Source organism: Clostridium sardiniense (assembly GCF_019753795.1).
Classification (GTDB): Bacteria; Bacillota; Clostridia; order Clostridiales; family Clostridiaceae; genus Clostridium; species Clostridium sardiniense.
In genome coordinates this window covers 107,979-126,695 of sequence record NZ_JAIKTU010000005.1, presented here as the reverse complement: position 1 = coordinate 126,695, position 18,717 = coordinate 107,979, and the positions used below count along the sequence as shown (strand labels likewise).

The following is an 18,717-nucleotide window of genomic DNA, read 5'->3' as shown; positions in this document are numbered from 1 at the left end:
TGAGATTTTATACGACATAACTATATGTGATAGAAAATAAGACATAAAAACTTAACAGAAAATTTTATATTAATACATTTAAAGTTGATAAAATTAATATTGTGAAAATATTTGGAGGTGAATTATGAAAAATATTCTTTCTGTATTTAAGAGAGATATGAGAGCAATTATTAAAAATCCAGTTGCAATGCTAATAATAGCTGGTGTATGTGTTATCCCTTCACTTTATGCATGGGTAAACATAGAAGCTTGTTGGAATCCTTACGAAAATACAAGTACAGTTCCAATAGCTGTGGTCAATAACGATAAAGGGACAACCATAGGTTCTAAGGAAATGAACATGGGGGATGAAGTAGTTTCTGAACTTAAAAATAATAAATCAATAGGATGGAAATTTGTTAATTCTAAGCAAGCTAATATAGGTATTATAGATGGTACATACTATGCTATTATAGAAATTCCAGAGAATTTCTCAAAGGATCTTACAAGTCTTACAACAGATAGCCCTAAGAAGCCAGAAATTACATATAAGGTTGATACAAAGGCAAATCCAGTTGCAGGTAAGATTACAGAAGTTGCAGAAGGACAGCTAGTTAATGAGATTAAATCTAATTTTGTATCAACTGTAAATAAGACTGTATTTTCTTCACTTAATCAAGTTGGAGATAAGCTTGAAAAGAATAAGGATGAAATAATTCAGCTTAAAAATGCTGTAATTAATATAAATAAGAATATTGATCTTATATTAGGTGCATTAGGAGATACAAGTAATAATGCTAAAAACTTAAATACTTATCTAAGCAGTATAAAAGATACTCTTCCACAAATAACAAGTGGAATTAATACAATTCAAGATAGCACTAAAGAGTCAAAGGAATTAACTACTTATACAAAAAATACAATGAATAATTCTTTTAATAGCTTAGATATTAATTTGAATCAAATACATTCCTCAGGAAATAAAATGAGTGTTTTATTAGAAAGTTTAAATAAAGCATTATCATCTGGAACTTCTGAAGGAGTAAGTACAACAATATCAATAATGAAGCAAGAAATCAGCTACATGAATGGCAGTATTGATAATATCGTAAAATTCTTGAATGAATTAAATAAGAAAGCAAGTAATAGTAAGATTTCTGATATTATTTCTTCATTGAACAATTTGAAGGCATCATTAAATAATGAAAATGATAAGCTAAATGATTTAGATAAATCTCTTCAATCAACAGGAAAGTTAAATAGTAATATATTAAGTCAGTTAGATTCTTTAAATTCTTCAATGAATAACAAAACAAATTCAGTTATAAATGAGTACAATACAAATACTAAAAAGGCACTTACAGGAATTTGTGATAATTATATTAAAGCAACAGAAGAAGCAAATAAGCTACTTGGTAGCTCAAAGGGAATGGTAACAAATATAGATAAACTTATAGGATCAGCATTACAAGGTACAAGCTTGACAGCAGATACAGCAAATGATTTAAAAGAAAAACTAGAGTATTTTAAAGGTGGAATAGGTGAACTAAGCAAAAAGCTTGGAGAAGTTAGCAATGATAATCTAGCTGCTATTGTATCAATACTTCAAAGTAAGCCAGAAGTTATGGGCGAGTATATATCAAACCCATTTAATATTAAAGACGAATCAATATATAAGGTTGCAAACTATGGCTCAGGTATGGCGCCGATATACTCTGTACTTGCAACATGGGTTGGAGGACTTGTATTAACATCACTTCTTTCAACAGCTGTAACTGAATTTGAAGGAAGCGAAAATCTTACTATAAGACAAAAATATTTAGGGAAATTTATTACATTTGCATTACTTGGATCAATACAAGGATTTATTATTGCATTAGGTGATAAGTATTTATTAGGAGTTCAAACTGTAAATACACCGTTATTTATATTATTTGGTATCCTTTGTTCCTTATCATTTTGTACGATTATCTATACATTAGTATCACTATTTGGAAATATAGGTAAAGCAATTGCAATAATACTTATGGTAATTCAAATTGCAGGTTCAGGAGGAACTTATCCAATTGAAGTTGATCCAAAATTCTTTAGAGTATTACAACCATTTTTCCCATTTACTTATGGACTTGGAGGTTTTAGAGAAGCTATAGCTGGACCTCTTATAAGTAGCGTAGTACTTGATATTGTAATGTTAATTGTATTTGCAGCAATAGCATTAATTATAGGTATATTATTTAAGGAAAAGGTATGTAAACAAGTAAAGAAATTTGAAGATAAATTTGAAGAATCAGGAATAGCGGAATAGAAGGATTATTCTTTAGGAGGAAAACATGAAAAAAATATTCAAGGTTTTTAAGAGAGATATAAAAAATATCATTAAAAATCCAGCAGCTATAATTATTATAACTGGTCTATCCTTTATTCCTTCACTTTATGCATGGGTAAATATAAAGGCATGCTGGAACCCCTACGTAAATACAGGATCAATACCTGTTGCAGTAGTAAATGAAGATACAGGAGCAACCATAAATGGTGAAAGTGTCAATGTAGGGAATAAAATTGTTGATCAATTAAAGAAAAATAAAGATATAGGATGGCAGTTTGTTGGGGATTGGCAAGGAAATTATGGATTAAATGAAGGAAACTATTATGCGTTAATAGAGATACCTCAAAATTTTTCTAGTGATTTAGTTAGTCTATCAACTAAAGACCCTAAAAAACCAGATATAATATATAAAGCAAATGAAAAAGTAAATGCTATAGCAACTAAGATAACATCTGTAGCTAAAAGCCACTTAACACAAGAGATAAAAAGTAATTTTATAGATACTGTAAATAAAGAAGCGTTTAAGTATTTAAATAAATTTGGAGACGAAATTAAAAAGAATAAGCCACAAATATTAGAGCTTAAAACCTCTTTAGATCAGGCACAAAATAACTTAAATAAAATATCAAATCAATTAAATACTTCAACAGGAGATATAAGTGATATTCAAAAATATTTAGGTGAAGCAAAGAATCAATTACCAACTGTTACTAACTCAATAAATTCTCTTCAAGGTATGGTACAAGGAAGTAAGGATTTAATAACAAATACACAGTTAAGTACTCAGAATTTAAGTAATGGAATGAAAAATGATCTGCTTCAAATACAAATGATAAATGATAAATATAATGAGCTTTTAAATAAGCTTGGTGATATAAATAATAATCCTGTAGATGTTATAGCATTAGATAAAACAATAGATCAAATGCAGTCAACTCTTGATACATTAAATAAAACTATAGAATCCAATAAACAGACTTTAGAAGATGTAAATAAAACTTCTAAAGATGATAAAATACAAAAGCAGATAGATATTTTAAGTGCTCTTCAAGGAATAATAGCCCAAGATAAGAGTACATTAACTAGTTTAAAGGGACTTATTGATTCAGGAAAAATTACAGACGGTGCAGATAAGCTTCTTAAAACATTAGATAACTTAAGCACAAGCTTTTCAAACAATTTAACTTCTTCAAGTAATACTTTTTACAATAGTACATTACCAGCATTAAATGCAATAGGAAGTAACATATCACAAGGAGCTACAAATGCTAACAATGTATTAGAGGGAAGCAAGGTTGTAATTCCACAATTAAATGCTTTAGCAAACTTTGGAATAGCAAGTGGGGATGTAGCATCATCACAAATATCTAATGTAAGTTCTAAATTAACTGAATTCAGGAGTAAATTAAATTCAGTTCAAAATGAAACAAAAGATATTACAAGTAGCAGTTTAGATGAAGCAATTAAAATGATGGAAAAAAGCCCAGATGAGATGGCATCATTTATGTCATCACCTATAGAAGTTAAAACTGTAGAGGTTTATGATACAGGAATATTTGGTGTTGCACTTACACCATTTTATACCGTACTTGGTATATGGGTTGGAATACTTCTAATGTTAGCTCTTCTAACAACTGAATGTGAAGATTTTGAAGATGGAGAAAAAATATCAGTAATGCAAAAGCATTTTGGGAAGCTACTATTATTTTTAACAGTAGGTATAATTCAAACTGTTATAGTATTAGCTGGTGATATTGGGATTTTAGGTGTAAGACCTGAAAATACTTTATTATTCTTTGGAATGGGACTTTTATCATGTATAGTATTTACTATGATAATATTCACCCTTGTTTCATTATTTGGTAATATAGGTAAGGCAATAGCAGTAGTAATTATGGTATTCCAAATAGCAGGGGCAGGAGGAATATATCCAATACAAACAAATCCAAAGATATTTGAAGTTCTAGAACCATTATGGCCATTTACTTATGCAATTGATGGATTTAGAGAAGCCATAGCAGGTCCAATATGGAGTAATACAATTCATGATATAAAGATGCTTTGTTTATTTGGAGTAATATTCTTTATTCTTGGAGTTGTAAAGAAAAATATCTACAAAGTAACAATGTTTATGGAACATAAATTTAAAGAGTCTGGATTATAAATAAAGAATAAAGAGAATGAAATATAATAAAGAAAGGGGCTATTGTTCCTGGTTAAAAATAATCAGGAGCAAAGCTCCTTTTGTTGTTTTAATAAAAAATCATAATAATTATACATTTTATTATAATTGTTATGATTTTTTTATTTTTGGTGGATTTAAATGGATAAATTAATTAGATTAGTTGATTTCTATAAGAAAAAATTTTTTGTATAAATTTAATTATATTTATAAAAATTAGAAATATCTTTTAAATTACCTAAATTTTGAGTATTATAAAGAGAGATATACACTTAACGGGGGCGAGGAATTATGAATAATCATGTAAACGAAAACATGAATCGTAAGAGATATGAGTTCACATGGGATGAACTAGATTCAATAATAGAGTCATCCTATGATGGGATATACATAACTGACGGCGAGGCAAATACCCTAAGAATAAATAAATCATATCAAGATATTACAGGATTAAAAAGAGCTGATATGATAGGAAAGAATATGAGAGATTTAGAAATTGAGGGTTTTATATCAAAATCAGCTACTTTATTAGTCTTAGAAAGCAAGAAAAGCGTGACAATGGAACAAGAGTATAAAAGCGGAAGAAAGGTTATGATATCTAGCACACCTATATTCAATAAAGAAGATGGAATTTCATTAGTAGTTACTAATGTTAGAGATGTTACTGCTCTGGCAGAACTTAAAGAAAAGTTAGAGAGAAGTGAGAAGATTACAGAAAAGTATTATCAAAAGCTAGAGCATATGAAGGCAAGTGTTTTAAATACTGATGAGATAATTGCTGAAGACCATAAGATGCTACAAACACTAAAGCTAGCTAATAGAGTAGCAAAAGTGGATACCACTGTTCTTGTTTTAGGCGAGACTGGAGTTGGAAAAGAAGAGATATCTAAGTATGTACATAAAAATAGTAATAGAAGAAATGAACAGTTTTTAGAAATAAATTGTGGAGCAATACCTCAATCCCTTATTGAAGCAGAATTATTTGGTTATGAAAAAGGTTCATTTACTGGAGCAAATAAAGTTGGAAAGATAGGACTATTTGAAGCGGCAGATGGTGGAACTTTATTTTTAGATGAAATTGGTGAATTGCCATTAGATATGCAAGTTAAGCTTCTTAGGGTATTGCAAAAGAATGAAATTACAAGAATTGGGGCTATAAAGCCTATAAAAGTTGATGTTAGGATAGTTGCAGCAACTAATAGAAACTTAGAAGAAATGGTAGCAAATAAGACTTTTAGAGAAGACTTATACTATAGACTTAATGTTGTTCCTATAGTAATACCACCTTTAAGAGAGAGAAAACAAGATATAATGCCATTATTAAATCATTTTTTATCACATTTTAATGGAAAATATGGACTTGAAAGCTATTTTACCTCAGAGGTACTTAAGTGCTTTTATGAATATAGTTGGCCTGGGAATGTTAGAGAACTAAAAAATGTGGTAGAAAGATTAGTTATTATGAGTGATAAACAAAAAATATCTATTAATGATTTATCTGAGAACTATAGGCTACATTTAAAGGATAAATATATTTCGCAGGATGAAGAGATAATTCCATTAAAGCTAGGGGTAGAGCAGTTAGAGTACAAGCTTATAAAAAAATCTTTTGAAAAATACGGAAATGTTAGAAGTGCAGCTTCAGTTTTAGGAATAGATGCATCTACATTTGTAAGAAAAAGAAAAAGATACGAAAAAAAATATAAGAAAGAAAAAGAATAATGGCACAAAACTTGCTTTAAAAATAAGTATAAATTTAATAAACAAAATGGAGGAAATTATATATGAAAAATTTAGACAAATTAAATAAGATACTTTGTGAGCTTTTTGAAATTAAGGATGTAGAAGATTTAAAGGATGAGTTAGGTCCTGATGAAATAGAGGGATGGGATTCTATGGCACATATTGAGCTAGTATTAAAGTTAGAAGAGGGATTTGATATTTCCCTTGAAGTAATAGACGTATCAAGAATGTATACTATTGGAGACATAAAGAAAATATTAGGAAAGTATGAAGTAGAACTATGATTTTTACTGATTATATTTTTGAGTATTCACATAATCTAGATGAGGTAGCAGTTATTCACAATGAAAAAATCAGGTATAGAGATATATATGATGGTGTAATAAAGATACAATCCTTATTAAAAAATATAGATATAGTTAAAGGTGATACTGTTATTTTAATTTCAGATAACTCTAGATTTTTTATTGAATCCTATTTTGGAATAATAAAAAATGGAAATGTATGTGTTCCAATAAATCCTACTTTAAAGGAAAGTGAAATAGGTTATATTATTGATACTGTAAAGCCTAAGGCTATATTTATACAAAATAAATATATTAAAAAAATAAATTACATAGAAGATAAAGGTCCATTAATTATAACTGAAGATTTTTCTGATAATGTACAAATAAATACATCAGATAACTGCAATAAAAAAAAAGAAAAAGTTTCAGATGAGGATGTAGCAGTTATGATATTTACTTCAGGGTCTACATCAAAACCTAAAGGTGTAATGTTAACTCATAAGAACTTAATTCATAATACAAACTCTATAATAGAATATTTAAAGCTTACTAAAAATGATAGGGTAGAGGTTGTGTTACCATTTTATTATTGTTATGGAACATCTCTTCTTCACACACATTTTAGAGTTTGTGGAAGCTTAGTCATAAATAATAAATTTATGTTTCCACAAGATGTTCTAGAAGATATAAATAAGTATAGTTGTACAAGCATTGCAGGAGTACCAAGTACATATCAGATTTTATTAAGGATGACTGATATGAAAAATATGAAGTTTAACAGCCTTAGATATATAACTCAAGCAGGAGGAATGCTTGCAAATTCCTTCATCAAAGAGCTTATAGATACATTGCCAAACACAGACTTATATATAATGTATGGTCAAACAGAAGGGACTGCAAGACTTTCATATCTTCCGCCTGAAAAGATAAAGGAAAAGCTTGGGTCTATAGGTAAAGGTATACCTGGAGTAGCACTTAAGATTGTTAATGAGAATGGAGATTGTGTAAAGGTTAATGAAGTTGGACACCTTATTGCAAAGGGTGAAAACGTTATGAAGGGATATTTTAATAATCCTGAAGAAACTAAACTGGTTATAAGAGATGGATGGCTTTACACTGGGGATTTAGCTCAAATTGATGAGGATGGATATATTTATATAGTAGCTAGAGAAAAAAATATAATAAAAAGTGGTGGAAATAGAATAAGTCCAAGAGAAATAGAGGATGTAATAGTTAGAATTCCTCAGGTTATAGAATGTGCTGTGGTGGGGGTAGAGGATGATTTTCTAGGAGAAGGCATTAAAGCTTTTATAGCTGTAAATGACAAGACCATAGACCATAAGTATGTAATTAACTTTTGTAAGGAGAACCTCTCTAGTTTTAAGGTGCCTAAATATATAGAATTTATGGATTCACTACCAAAGAATTCTTCAGGGAAGATTCTTTTTAAAAAGCTAAAAGAAAAGAGTGAGAGCAATGGGTAATGACAAGAGTATTGATGATATTATATTTAGGGATCAATTTTGTAGAAATCAAAATGATAAGGAAAAAGAACTTTTAGAAATTATCAAACCTCAACTTAAGCATAATAGAAACAATGAAAATATAAATAGTTTATATAACAAATTAAACTTAAATATAGAGAAAGTAAATTCTTTAGAAGAAGTGCCTTTTATACCTGTTAATATGTTTAAGTCCTTTGATCTTAATACTTGTACTTTTAATGATGTAGTCAGAATCCTAAATTCAAGTGCCACTACTACCGGTATACCTAGCAAAATATATATAGATAAAAAAACTTCAATAAGACAAACACAGGGTCTAATTTCTACTCTAAATGATTTTCTTGGTGGAAAAAGAAGACCTATGCTAGTTATAGATAGTGAGGCCTCTAACAAAAGAGGAGACTCAATTACAGCTAGAGGTGCAGCCATAAGAGGAGTTAGTAGTTTTGCTAGTAAAATTGTATATGCTATGGATAAGTCAGATGATGACTTAAAGCTAAATTTAAAAAGGGTCCAAGACTTCGCAGATAATTATGGTGAAGAGGAAGTATTAATTTATGGGTTTACATATATAATATGGTCAAAGTTTATACAGGAACTAGAGAAAATAGGATTATCACTAAATCTACCAAAGTCTAAATTGTTACATAGTGGTGGGTGGAAAAAGCTAATTAAAAAGAAGATTGATAAAGAGGAATTCTCTAAAGTCCTAGCAAAGCACTTAAATACTAAAGAAAATAATATAATTGATTTCTATGGAATGGTAGAGCAGGTTGGAGTTGTGTTTATAGACTGTGAATGTGGTTATAAGCATGTTCCTGATTTTGCAGATGTTATCATAAGGGATATCCTTACCTTAGACGAGGTTGAGATAGGTAAATCTGGATTAATAGAAGTTATAAGTATTTTAGGATCTAGCTATCCATCACAAGGTATTCTAACTGAAGATATAGGAGAATTGGTTGGAGTAGACAATTGTAAATGTGGAAGAGGCGGAAAGTACTTTAAATTTAAAGCGAGAGCTGAAAAAACTGAAACCAGAGGGTGCGGAGATACTTTTGCTGAGAGGACTGGTGACATATGATAAGATGCTATGGAATTGACGGTAAGTTTTATTGTAATGGATTAGAATATGAGGACTTTTCATGTATTGAGAAAATAATGAAGCACAATATATCCGAGCTTCAAGGAATGCCTATTCAAGTAATGATTTCATTATTAGATAAGTACAGTAAAAGGCTATTAATTTCTAGGGAATTAGCAGATATAGAAGGAGTTGCATATCTATCATTATATTTAAAAAAGAATAATTTAATTAGATTAATTAAGACAAGTTTAGGAAATTTAGAATATCTAGATAAGTTTTTACAAGTTGAAGGTGGAAAGCTCCTGAAGGCTCAAGGGAGAGGGATAACTTCACATTGGATAGCAGGGAATGTTCCTACACTATCTATATATTCGTCATTTCATTCATTATTGTGCAGAAACAGTAATATTTTGAGGATACCTAAAGAAGTTATTAAGGATGCAATCAGATTATTCAGTTTATTAGATGATATAGAAGTTGAGTATGATGGGAGAATATATACTGGCGTGAGCCTTTTAAAAAATATATGTCTAGTATATTTTGATAGTGATAGGATGGATTTAAATAATAAAATGTCTTTAATATCAGATGCTAGAGTTATTTGGGGTGGTGAGAGAGCAGTTAAAGAAATACTGAAGCTACAGAGGAAAACTACTTGCAAGGATTTAGTATTTGGTCCTAAATACTCATTTGCCGTATTTGATAAAGATGCTATTGAATCATCAAAGAATAATGAGTATTTTGAAGGACTTGTAAAAGATATAATAGCTTTTGATCAAAGAGCATGCTCTTCACCACAGGTAGTATTCCTTGAAAAGAGCTTGTGTTCTTTGGAAGAAGTAGGGGGAAGATTAGCAGAAGCCTTTGAAAGAATTAATAAAAGAGCTCCTCTAACTGATATTTTAGAGGGGGTAGCTGTAAAGATAATAAATAAACGTGGTGAATACGGATTAAGTATAGATAAGACATTAGTGTGTAGTAAAGGCTTAGACTATACAATTTTAATTGATAGAGATATAAAATTAGAAGAGCCTATAGGATGCAGAACTATATTTTTAAAAGAAGTAAATAATGTAAAGGACATAGTACCTCTCATAACACCTAGAATTCAATGTGTTGGAGTTGCTTTTGAAAATATTGAAAAACTAATGGAATTTTCTAATATGAGCACTGAGAAAGGTGTTGATAGAATAAATAGAGTAGGTACAATGAATATTTATGATTTTCCATGGGATGGTTCACTTGTATTAAATGAGCTTGTTAGGTGGTGTAGTGTTAATTATTAAACAATTTCATTTCTGTTGCATTATTGCAATTTGTTGCAATAATGCAACAAGAGTATGCTGATAGGCTAATACACTTACTTATAGAGGAATAATATTGAGAAAATATTAAAATTGTTGATATATTGCAACAAAAAATAAATTTTCATATAAATTTATAAATTCAAATTAGTTAAAAAATAAACAATCTATTCTACATATATAGTGGGTTTTAAGAAATTTTTATAAGAAATTATATATATTGGCATAAAGATTGCTCTATATATAGGCATAACAAAAAATTAAAAATATTTAGATAATTCAAAAAATACGGGAGGAATGATTAGTAATGGCTTTAATGACAGGAGAACAGTATGTAGAGAGTCTAAGAAAACTTAATTTAAATGTCTATATGTTTGGAGAAAAAATAGAGAATGTTGTGGATCATCCAATCCTTCGACCATCTCTTAACTCAGTTAAAATGACATATGATTTAGCTCAAATGTCTGAATACGAGGATTTAATGACAGCTACTTCAAATTTAACTGGTGAAAAAGTAAATCGTTTCACACATATGCATCAAAATACAGAGGATTTAATCAAAAAAGTAAAGATGCAAAGACTTCTTGGTCAAAAGACAGCTGCATGTTTCCAAAGATGTGTTGGTATGGATGCTTTTAATGCAGAATATAGCACAACATTCGAAATAGATAAGGCTTATAAAACAGATTATTTTGAAAGATTTAAGAAATTTGCTAAATATGTTCAAGAAAATGATTTAACAGTAGATGGAGCAATGACAGATCCTAAAGGAGATAGAGGTTTATCACCAAGTAAGCAATCTGATCCAGATCTATATTTAAGAGTTGTTGAAAGAAGACCTGATGGTGTTGTTGTTAGAGGAGCAAAAGCTCACCAAACTGGTATGACAAACTCTCATGAAATATTAGTAATGCCTACTATAGCAATGAGACCAGAGGATAAAGATTATGCTATATCATTCTCAGTACCAACAGATACTGAAGGAATAGTAATTATAATGGGTAGACAATCATGTGATACAAGAAAGCTAGAAGAAGGAGCAGACATAGATGTAGGTAACTATAATTTTGGAGGACAAGAAGCGCTAGTAGTATTTGATGATGTTTTTGTTCCAAATGAGAGAATATTCTTAGATGGCGAAACTGAATTTGCTGGAATGCTAGTTGAAAGATTTGCAGGATACCATAGACAAAGTTACGGTGGATGTAAAGTTGGAGTTGGTGATGTTTTAATTGGAGCTGCTGCATTAGCTGCTGATTATAACGGAGCAGCAAAAGCTTCTCATATAAAAGATAAGCTTATAGAAATGACTCATTTAAATGAAACTTTATTTGCATGTGGAATAGCTTGTTCAGCAGAAGGAGATAAGACTGAAGCAGGTAACTATTTAATAGATTTACTTCTTGCTAATGTATGTAAGCAAAATGTTACAAGATTCCCATATGAAATTGCAAGACTTGCCGAAGATATAGCAGGTGGAATAATGGTTACAATGCCTTCAGAACAAGATTTCAGAAATAAGAAGGTAGGACATTATGTTGAAAAATACTTAGTTGGAGTAGACTCAGTACCAACTATAGATAGAATGAAGATTTTAAGATTAATTGAAAATATTACATTAGGAACTGCAGCAGTTGGTTATAGAACTGAATCAATGCATGGAGCAGGTTCACCACAAGCTCAAAGAATAATGATAGCAAGACAATCCAACTTAGGTAAGAAGAAAAAACTTGCTAAAGCTATTGCTAGAATAGAAGATTAGTTCAGTATATAGCCAAAGGGGGAGAGATGACTAATGGAATGGAGAGAGACTTATAAGAGTAAGATTGTAACACCAGAGGAAGCAGTCTCTAAAATAAAATCTGGAGACAGAGTTGTTACAGGTCATGCTTGCGGAGAACCAGGAATTCTCCTAAGAGCTATGGTTGATAATAAAGATCAATATAAGGATGTTGAGATAGTTCATATGGTTGCTATGGGAGGAGCTGAATATGCTCAGCCAGGAATGGAGGAGCATTTCAGACATAATGCTATATTTGTTGGAGGAAGTACTAGAGAGGCTGTTAATTCAGGAAGAGCTGATTTTACAACTTGCTTCTTTAGTGAAGTTCCTAAAATGTTTAGAGAAGGTTTTTTGCCTGTAGATGTAGCATTAGTACAGGTTAGTTCACCAGATGAAAATGGTAATTGTAGTTTTGGGGTATCAGTAGATTACACAAAGCCAGCAGCAGAATCTGCAAAGATAGTAATTGCAGAGGTTAACGATCAAATGCCAAGAACAGGTGGAGATACACTTATAAATGTAAAGGATTTAGATTATATAGTAGAGGCTTCATATCCTTTAATTGAGCTTCATCCACCTAAAATAGGAGATGTGGAAAGAGCTATAGGTGAAAATTGTGCATCATTAATAAATGATGGAGACACATTACAGCTGGGGATTGGAGCTATTCCTGATGCAGTTTTACTATTCTTAAAAGATAAAAAAGATCTTGGTATACACTCTGAGATGATTTCAGATGGAGTAGTAGAATTAGTAGAAGCAGGTGTAATAACAAATAAAAAGAAATCATTACATCCTGGAAAAACTGTAGTTTCATTTATTATGGGTACTAAAAAATTATATGACTACATAAATAATAATCCAGATGTGGAAATGTATCCAGTAGACTATGTAAATAATCCTGTAGTTGTAGCTAAAAATGATAATATTATTTCAATTAACTCTTGTGTTCAAGTAGATCTAATGGGACAAGTATGTTCAGAAAGCATAGGAGATAAACAAATAAGTGGAGTTGGAGGTCAAGTAGACTTTGTAAGAGGAGCAATGATGGCAAAAGGCGGTAAATCTATAATTGCTATGCCATCTACAGCAGGTAGAGGTAAAGTATCTAGAATAGTATCTAGACTAGATGATGGAGCTACTGTTACAACTTCAAGAAATGATGTTGATTATATAGTTACTGAATATGGAATAGCAAGACTTCGTGGTAAAACATTAAGGGATAGAGCTAAGGCACTTATAAATATAGCTCACCCAGATTTTAGAACGGAATTAATAGAAAGCTTCGAAAAGAAGTTCAATACAAAATTTTAAATGATTTTTTATTTGCGGAAAACTGTTAAAACATTAACAAGGCTGTTAGAAAACGTATACTTTTAAATGGACATAATTGATTTGACTTTTTGAGTGTTATAAATTCAGTTTAAGTTTAAAGGAGAGAGAACCTTATGAAAAAAGGATATATATTTATAGTTTTGACTGCTTTGTTATATAGTACACAAGAAATATCCAATAAAATGCTTATGCAAAACCACCTTGATATATTTCAATTAAACTTCATAGTATCTTTAATAGCAGCAGTATTATTAACTCCATCAGCTATTAAAGATTTGAAACAGAAAAATATGAAAATTAAAGGTAAGGACTGTGGATATTTTGCAATAAATGCTGCGTTATCTATACCAATATCAATGAGTTTATTATCCCTTGCGGGAAAATACGTTCAAGCATCAACAAGTGCAGTAATATTTAGTGCTAATGCGGTATTTACAGTACCTTTTGCATACTTCCTTTTAAAAGAGAAGGTAAATAAAAAAACTTTAATATCTTTAATAATAAGTATTATAGGTGTTGTTATAATCTTTAATCCAAGCAAAATTATTCAAGGTTCTGAAGGAGGAACAGATTTAATTGGAATAGGTCTTTCTTTAGGAGCTGCGATAGCTTGGGCGTTATTTGCAGTAGTAAGTAAGATGAAAATAGCAAAATACGGTGGATACATATTTAACTGCTTTGTCTTCTATTTTGGATCAATAATGTTACTAGCTATATTAATAGCTACAGGAAGACCTATACTATCAGGAATAAATTTCCAAAGCATTTTAGTGCTATTATACATGGGAATTTTCATCAAGGCACTTGGATATATATTCTATCTTGGAGCTATCAAGCTAACATCAGCTGTTACAGCATCAATGGTTTTTCTAATTAAACCAGCACTAGCGACAATATTAGCAGTTATTATACTTGGAGAAGATATTGTTCCAACTATGATAATTGGAATAGGATTTATTATAGTTGGTTCATATATTAGCTTTAGTGCGAAGAAATCAGAAGAAAAGTCAGAAGAAAATATTGAATCAACTATGGTAGTGGAATTAGAAAGAGAAAAGTTATAGGGAATCTTATGAGAAAGCTTATGGGAGAAAGTGAGGGTACATATGATTAATATGGAACGAATCAGAAGCAAAGAACTATTGAATAAAGTTGTATCCGCTGAGGAGGCAACAGATTATATAAAAGATGGAATGGTCATAGGAGTAAGTGGATTTACACCATCAGGTTATCCAAAGATAGTACCACTAACACTTGCAGAAAAGGTAAAGAGAACAGGTGAAAAAATGAAATTAACCTTATATTCTGGTGCATCATTAGGCCCAGAGGTTGATGGAGCATGGGCTGAGGCTGGAATAATAAATAAAAGATTGCCATATCAAACAAATTCTACATTAAGAAATGAAATTAATGCAGGTAATGTAGAGTATTTAGATATGCATCTAAGCCATTCAACACAATATTTAAATTGTGGAGTTCTGCCAAAAGTAGACCTAGCTATTGTAGAGGCATTAGCAATTACTGAAGATGGGGATATAATCCCAACAACAGCAGTTGGAAATACTCCAGCATTCATTAAAAGTGCAGATAAGGTAATTGTTGAAATTAATACAGCTAAACCAATGGAGCTTGAAGGGATGGCAGATATATATATCAATGAAAATCCACCATATAGAAAACCTATTCCTATAAATAAAACAGGAGATAGAGTAGGTAAACCTTACATAGAATGTGGGTTAGATAAGATAGTAGCAATAGTAAAAACTGATATGAAAGATAAGGCAAGACCTCTTACTGAACCAGATGAGGTTTCAAGAAAAATATCAGATAATATATTAAAGTTTTTTAGAAAAGAAGTTAAAGAAGGAAGACTTCCAGAAAATTTACTTCCACTACAATCAGGAGTAGGAAGTGTTGCAAATGCTGTACTTTATGGATTGTGTGAATCTGAATTTAAAGGACTTACATGCTATACAGAAGTTGTACAAGATTCAATGTTAGATTTATTAAGGTGCGGTAAGGCCAATATTATATCTACAACTGCTATTAGCCCTTCACCAGAAGGATTTGAAAGATTCTTAAAAGAGATAGATTTCTTTAAAGATAAAATAATATTAAGACCAGAAGAGATTAGTAATAATCCAGAGGTAGCTAGAAGACTTGGAGTTATTGCTATGAATACAGCTCTAGAAGTAGATATTTATGGTAATGTGAATTCTACTCATATAATGGGCTCTAAAATGATGAATGGTATAGGTGGTTCAGGAGATTTTGCTAGAAATAGTTATATAACAATATTCACAACAGCTTCAACAGCAAAAAGAGGAGCTATATCATCAATTGTTCCTATGGTATCTCATGTAGATCATACAGAGCATGATGTAATGGTTTTAATAACTGAACAAGGTATTGCAGACTTAAGAGGGCTTAGTCCAAAGGAGAGAGCATTAGAAATCATTAATAATTGTGCCCATCCAGATTATAAACCTATGTTGTTAGATTATTATAATAGAGCAAATGAAAGAGGTGCAAAGCATACTCCACATATACTAGAAGAAGCATTGTCATGGCATTCTAGATTTATGGACACAGGTAGTATGAAGATAACTGAAGAGTACATGGAAGCTTAAGAAAATAAATTAAAATGAATTTTAGGAGGAATTAATATGGATAACAAAAAATTAATCGAAGAAATGGTAGAAAAGGCAAGAGTTGCGCAAGCTGAATTAGCTACATATTCTCAAGAGGAGCTAGATGCTATAGTTAAAGTTATAGGAAAGACTGTTTATGATAATGCTGAAGAATTAGCTAAAATGGCTGTTGAAGAAACAAGAATGGGAGTATATGAAGATAAGGTAGCTAAAAATAAGGGGAAATCTAAGACTATATGGAATAATTTAAGAGATAAAAAGACTGTTGGTATTATAGAAAGAGATGCAAAGAAAGCTCTTACTATGGTTGCTAAACCAGTAGGAGTTGTAGCAGCAGTAACACCAACTACTAATCCAATAGTTACTCCAATGTGTAACTCAATGTTTGCGATCAAAGGTGGAAATGCAATAATAATAGCACCTCACCCAAGATCAGAAAAATGTAGTGCTTATACAGTAGATTTAATAAAGAAGTCACTAAAAGACCAAGGAGTTAAATGTCCAGAAAATGCTATTCAAATAATAAGAGAGTCATCTATAGAAAAGACTAATGAACTTATGAAGGCTGTAGATGTAGTTCTTGCTACTGGAGGAATGGGAGTAGTTAAGGCTGCTTACTCAAGTGGAAAACCTTCTTATGGAGTTGGTGCAGGAAATGTACAAGTTATTATTGATAGAGATGTAGATTTTGTAGATGCTACTGCAAAAATAATAGCTGGAAGAAAATTTGATAACGGTATAATATGTTCTGGAGAACAAACAATAATAGCACCTGCTGATAAATATGATGAAGTTATAAAAGCTGCAGTTTCAAATGGAGCTTACTATATAGATGATCCAGAAGTTGTAGATAAATTCAGAAAAACAATCTTTGTTAATGGACATATAAATAAGGATGTTGTTGGACAATCAGTACAAAAGGTTGCAGAACTTGCAGGAGTTGAAGTTCCAGAAGAAACTAAGGTTATATTATTAAAGGCTGAAGGAATCGGAGCAGAGGATGATTTATGTAAGGAAAAAATGTGTCCTGTAATGGCTTCATTTAAATATGAAACATTTGATGATGCTATAAGGATTGCACAAACTAATCTAAACTTAGAAGGAAAAGGACACTCAGCTGCTATTCATTCTAATAATCCAGAGAATATAGATAAGGCAGGAATTAATCTAACAGTAAGTAGATTAGTTGTTAATGCACCATCATCAACAACAGCTGGAGGATCTTTAACTAATGGATTTGCACCAACTACAACATTAGGATGTGGAACTTGGGGTAACAATGTAATATCAGAAAACCTTGATTACAAGCACTTAATAAATGTATCAAGAATTGGAAGAGTTATTGAAGATGCTAAAGTTCCAACTGATGAGGAAATCTGGGCATAATAAACTAAATGGTAAGGAGGTCTAAGATATGAGAGTACTAAAGGTTCAACCTGAACTTCATAAATTTGATACTTTTAAAGAGTTCGCAAAAGAGTTTAATATAGGTGAAGGAGATTTAATTCTTACAAATGAATTTCTTTATACACCATTTATGCAAGATCTTAACTTAAAATCAGATTTTATATTCCAAGAAAGATTTGGACTTGGAGAGCCATCTGATGAAATGATAAATGCAATAATGGAAGAGATGAGAGGTAAGAACTATAATAGAATAATTGCTATTGGTGGAGGAAGTATAATAGATATTTCTAAACTTCTAGCACTTAAGGATGAGGGAGATTGTGTTAAGTTATTTGAAAAAACTGTGCCAATAGTTAAGGAAAAAGAGTTAATAATTGTTCCAACAACTTGTGGTACTGGTAGTGAAGTTACTAACATATCTATCTCAGAAATAAAATCAAAGCATACTAAAATGGGACTTGCAACAGATGAGTTATATCCAGAATATGCTGTATTAATTCCAGAGCTTGTTAAGGGACTTCCATTTAAATTCTTCGTAACAAGTTCAATAGATGCTTTAATTCATGCTATTGAGTCATATGTATCACCAAAATCTAATCCTTACACTGAAATATTCAGTGTTAAGGCAATAGATCTTATTATAAAAGGATATAAAGAAATAATAAAATACGGTGAAGCTCATAGAACAGAAATAATAGAGGATTTTGTTATTGGAAGTAACTATGCTGGTATAGCCTTTGGAAATACAGGGGTCGGAGCTGTTCATGCATTATCTTATCCTTTAGGTGGAGTTTATCATGTTCCTCATGGTGAAGCTAACTACCAATTCTTTGTTGAGGTATTTAGAACATATAACAAGAAGAATCCAGATGGAAAAATTAAAGAGATAAATAAAGTTTTAGCAAATGCACTAGGTGTTAGTGAGGATGCTGATGTATATGCTGAACTTGCAAGGCTTCTTGATAAATTATTAGAGAGAAAACCTCTTAAGGAATATGGAATGAAGGAAGAAGAAATAGAAAGTTTTACAGACAATGTTATAGCAGGTCAACAACGACTTTTAGCAAATAATTATGTACCACTTTCTAGAGATGAAATTCGCGATATATATAAGAGTTTATATTAAAT

At 30.8% G+C, this 18,717-nt stretch carries 13 protein-coding genes; all 13 read left to right on the top strand.

From position 1 onward, the window contains the following. The first annotated feature begins 124 nt into the window (after positions 1-124). The gene (locus K5V21_RS07310; protein WP_221860399.1) at positions 125-2,284 is read left to right on the top strand and encodes a YhgE/Pip domain-containing protein; all 2,160 of its coding nucleotides are present in this window, start codon (positions 125-127) and stop codon (positions 2,282-2,284) included. Positions 2,285-2,309: 25 nt separating this feature from the next. Continuing rightward, the gene (locus tag K5V21_RS07305; protein WP_221860397.1) at positions 2,310-4,469 is read left to right on the top strand and encodes a YhgE/Pip domain-containing protein; all 2,160 of its coding nucleotides are present in this window, start codon (positions 2,310-2,312) and stop codon (positions 4,467-4,469) included. A 309-nt stretch (positions 4,470-4,778) separates the two neighbouring features. Further along, the gene (locus K5V21_RS07300) at positions 4,779-6,209 is read left to right on the top strand and encodes a sigma-54 interaction domain-containing protein (protein WP_221860395.1); all 1,431 of its coding nucleotides are present in this window, start codon (positions 4,779-4,781) and stop codon (positions 6,207-6,209) included. A gap of 62 nt (positions 6,210-6,271) precedes the next feature. Next, positions 6,272-6,514, top strand: coding sequence for an acyl carrier protein (locus K5V21_RS07295; protein WP_204594743.1), 243 nt, complete (start codon positions 6,272-6,274; stop codon positions 6,512-6,514). After that, positions 6,511-8,001, top strand: coding sequence for an AMP-binding protein (locus K5V21_RS07290; RefSeq protein WP_221860393.1), 1,491 nt, complete (start codon positions 6,511-6,513; stop codon positions 7,999-8,001). Before K5V21_RS07295 ends, K5V21_RS07290 begins: the two co-directional genes overlap by 4 nt. Continuing rightward, positions 7,994-9,106: a LuxE/PaaK family acyltransferase gene (locus tag K5V21_RS07285; protein WP_221860392.1), complete on the top strand. Its 1,113-nt coding sequence runs from the start codon at positions 7,994-7,996 to the stop codon at positions 9,104-9,106. The genes K5V21_RS07290 and K5V21_RS07285 overlap by 8 nt, the downstream gene beginning before the upstream one ends. Then, positions 9,103-10,395, top strand: a complete 1,293-nt coding sequence (locus K5V21_RS07280) for an acyl-CoA reductase (RefSeq protein WP_221860389.1) — start codon at positions 9,103-9,105, stop codon at positions 10,393-10,395. Before K5V21_RS07285 ends, K5V21_RS07280 begins: the two co-directional genes overlap by 4 nt. A gap of 325 nt (positions 10,396-10,720) precedes the next feature. Continuing rightward, complete coding sequence (locus K5V21_RS07275) at positions 10,721-12,175, top strand: 4-hydroxyphenylacetate 3-hydroxylase family protein (RefSeq protein ID WP_221860386.1); 1,455 nt, start codon at positions 10,721-10,723, stop codon at positions 12,173-12,175. A 33-nt stretch (positions 12,176-12,208) separates the two neighbouring features. Then, positions 12,209-13,510 (top strand): acetyl-CoA hydrolase/transferase family protein, encoded by a 1,302-nt coding sequence (locus tag K5V21_RS07270; RefSeq protein WP_204594738.1) that lies wholly within the window; start codon positions 12,209-12,211, stop codon positions 13,508-13,510. A 134-nt stretch (positions 13,511-13,644) separates the two neighbouring features. Further along, positions 13,645-14,595, top strand: a complete 951-nt coding sequence (locus K5V21_RS07265) for a DMT family transporter (protein WP_221860383.1) — start codon at positions 13,645-13,647, stop codon at positions 14,593-14,595. A gap of 42 nt (positions 14,596-14,637) precedes the next feature. Then, a complete protein-coding gene (locus K5V21_RS07260) occupies positions 14,638-16,161 on the top strand; it encodes an acetyl-CoA hydrolase/transferase family protein (protein ID WP_245000675.1) in 1,524 nt (507 codons plus the stop codon). A gap of 36 nt (positions 16,162-16,197) precedes the next feature. Continuing rightward, entirely contained in the window at positions 16,198-17,568 is a 1,371-nt protein-coding gene (locus tag K5V21_RS07255) for an aldehyde dehydrogenase family protein (protein WP_221860381.1), read from the top strand. Between the two features lie 28 nt (positions 17,569-17,596). After that, entirely contained in the window at positions 17,597-18,715 is a 1,119-nt protein-coding gene (locus tag K5V21_RS07250) for a 4-hydroxybutyrate dehydrogenase (protein ID WP_221860379.1), read from the top strand. Positions 18,716-18,717 lie beyond the last annotated feature (2 nt).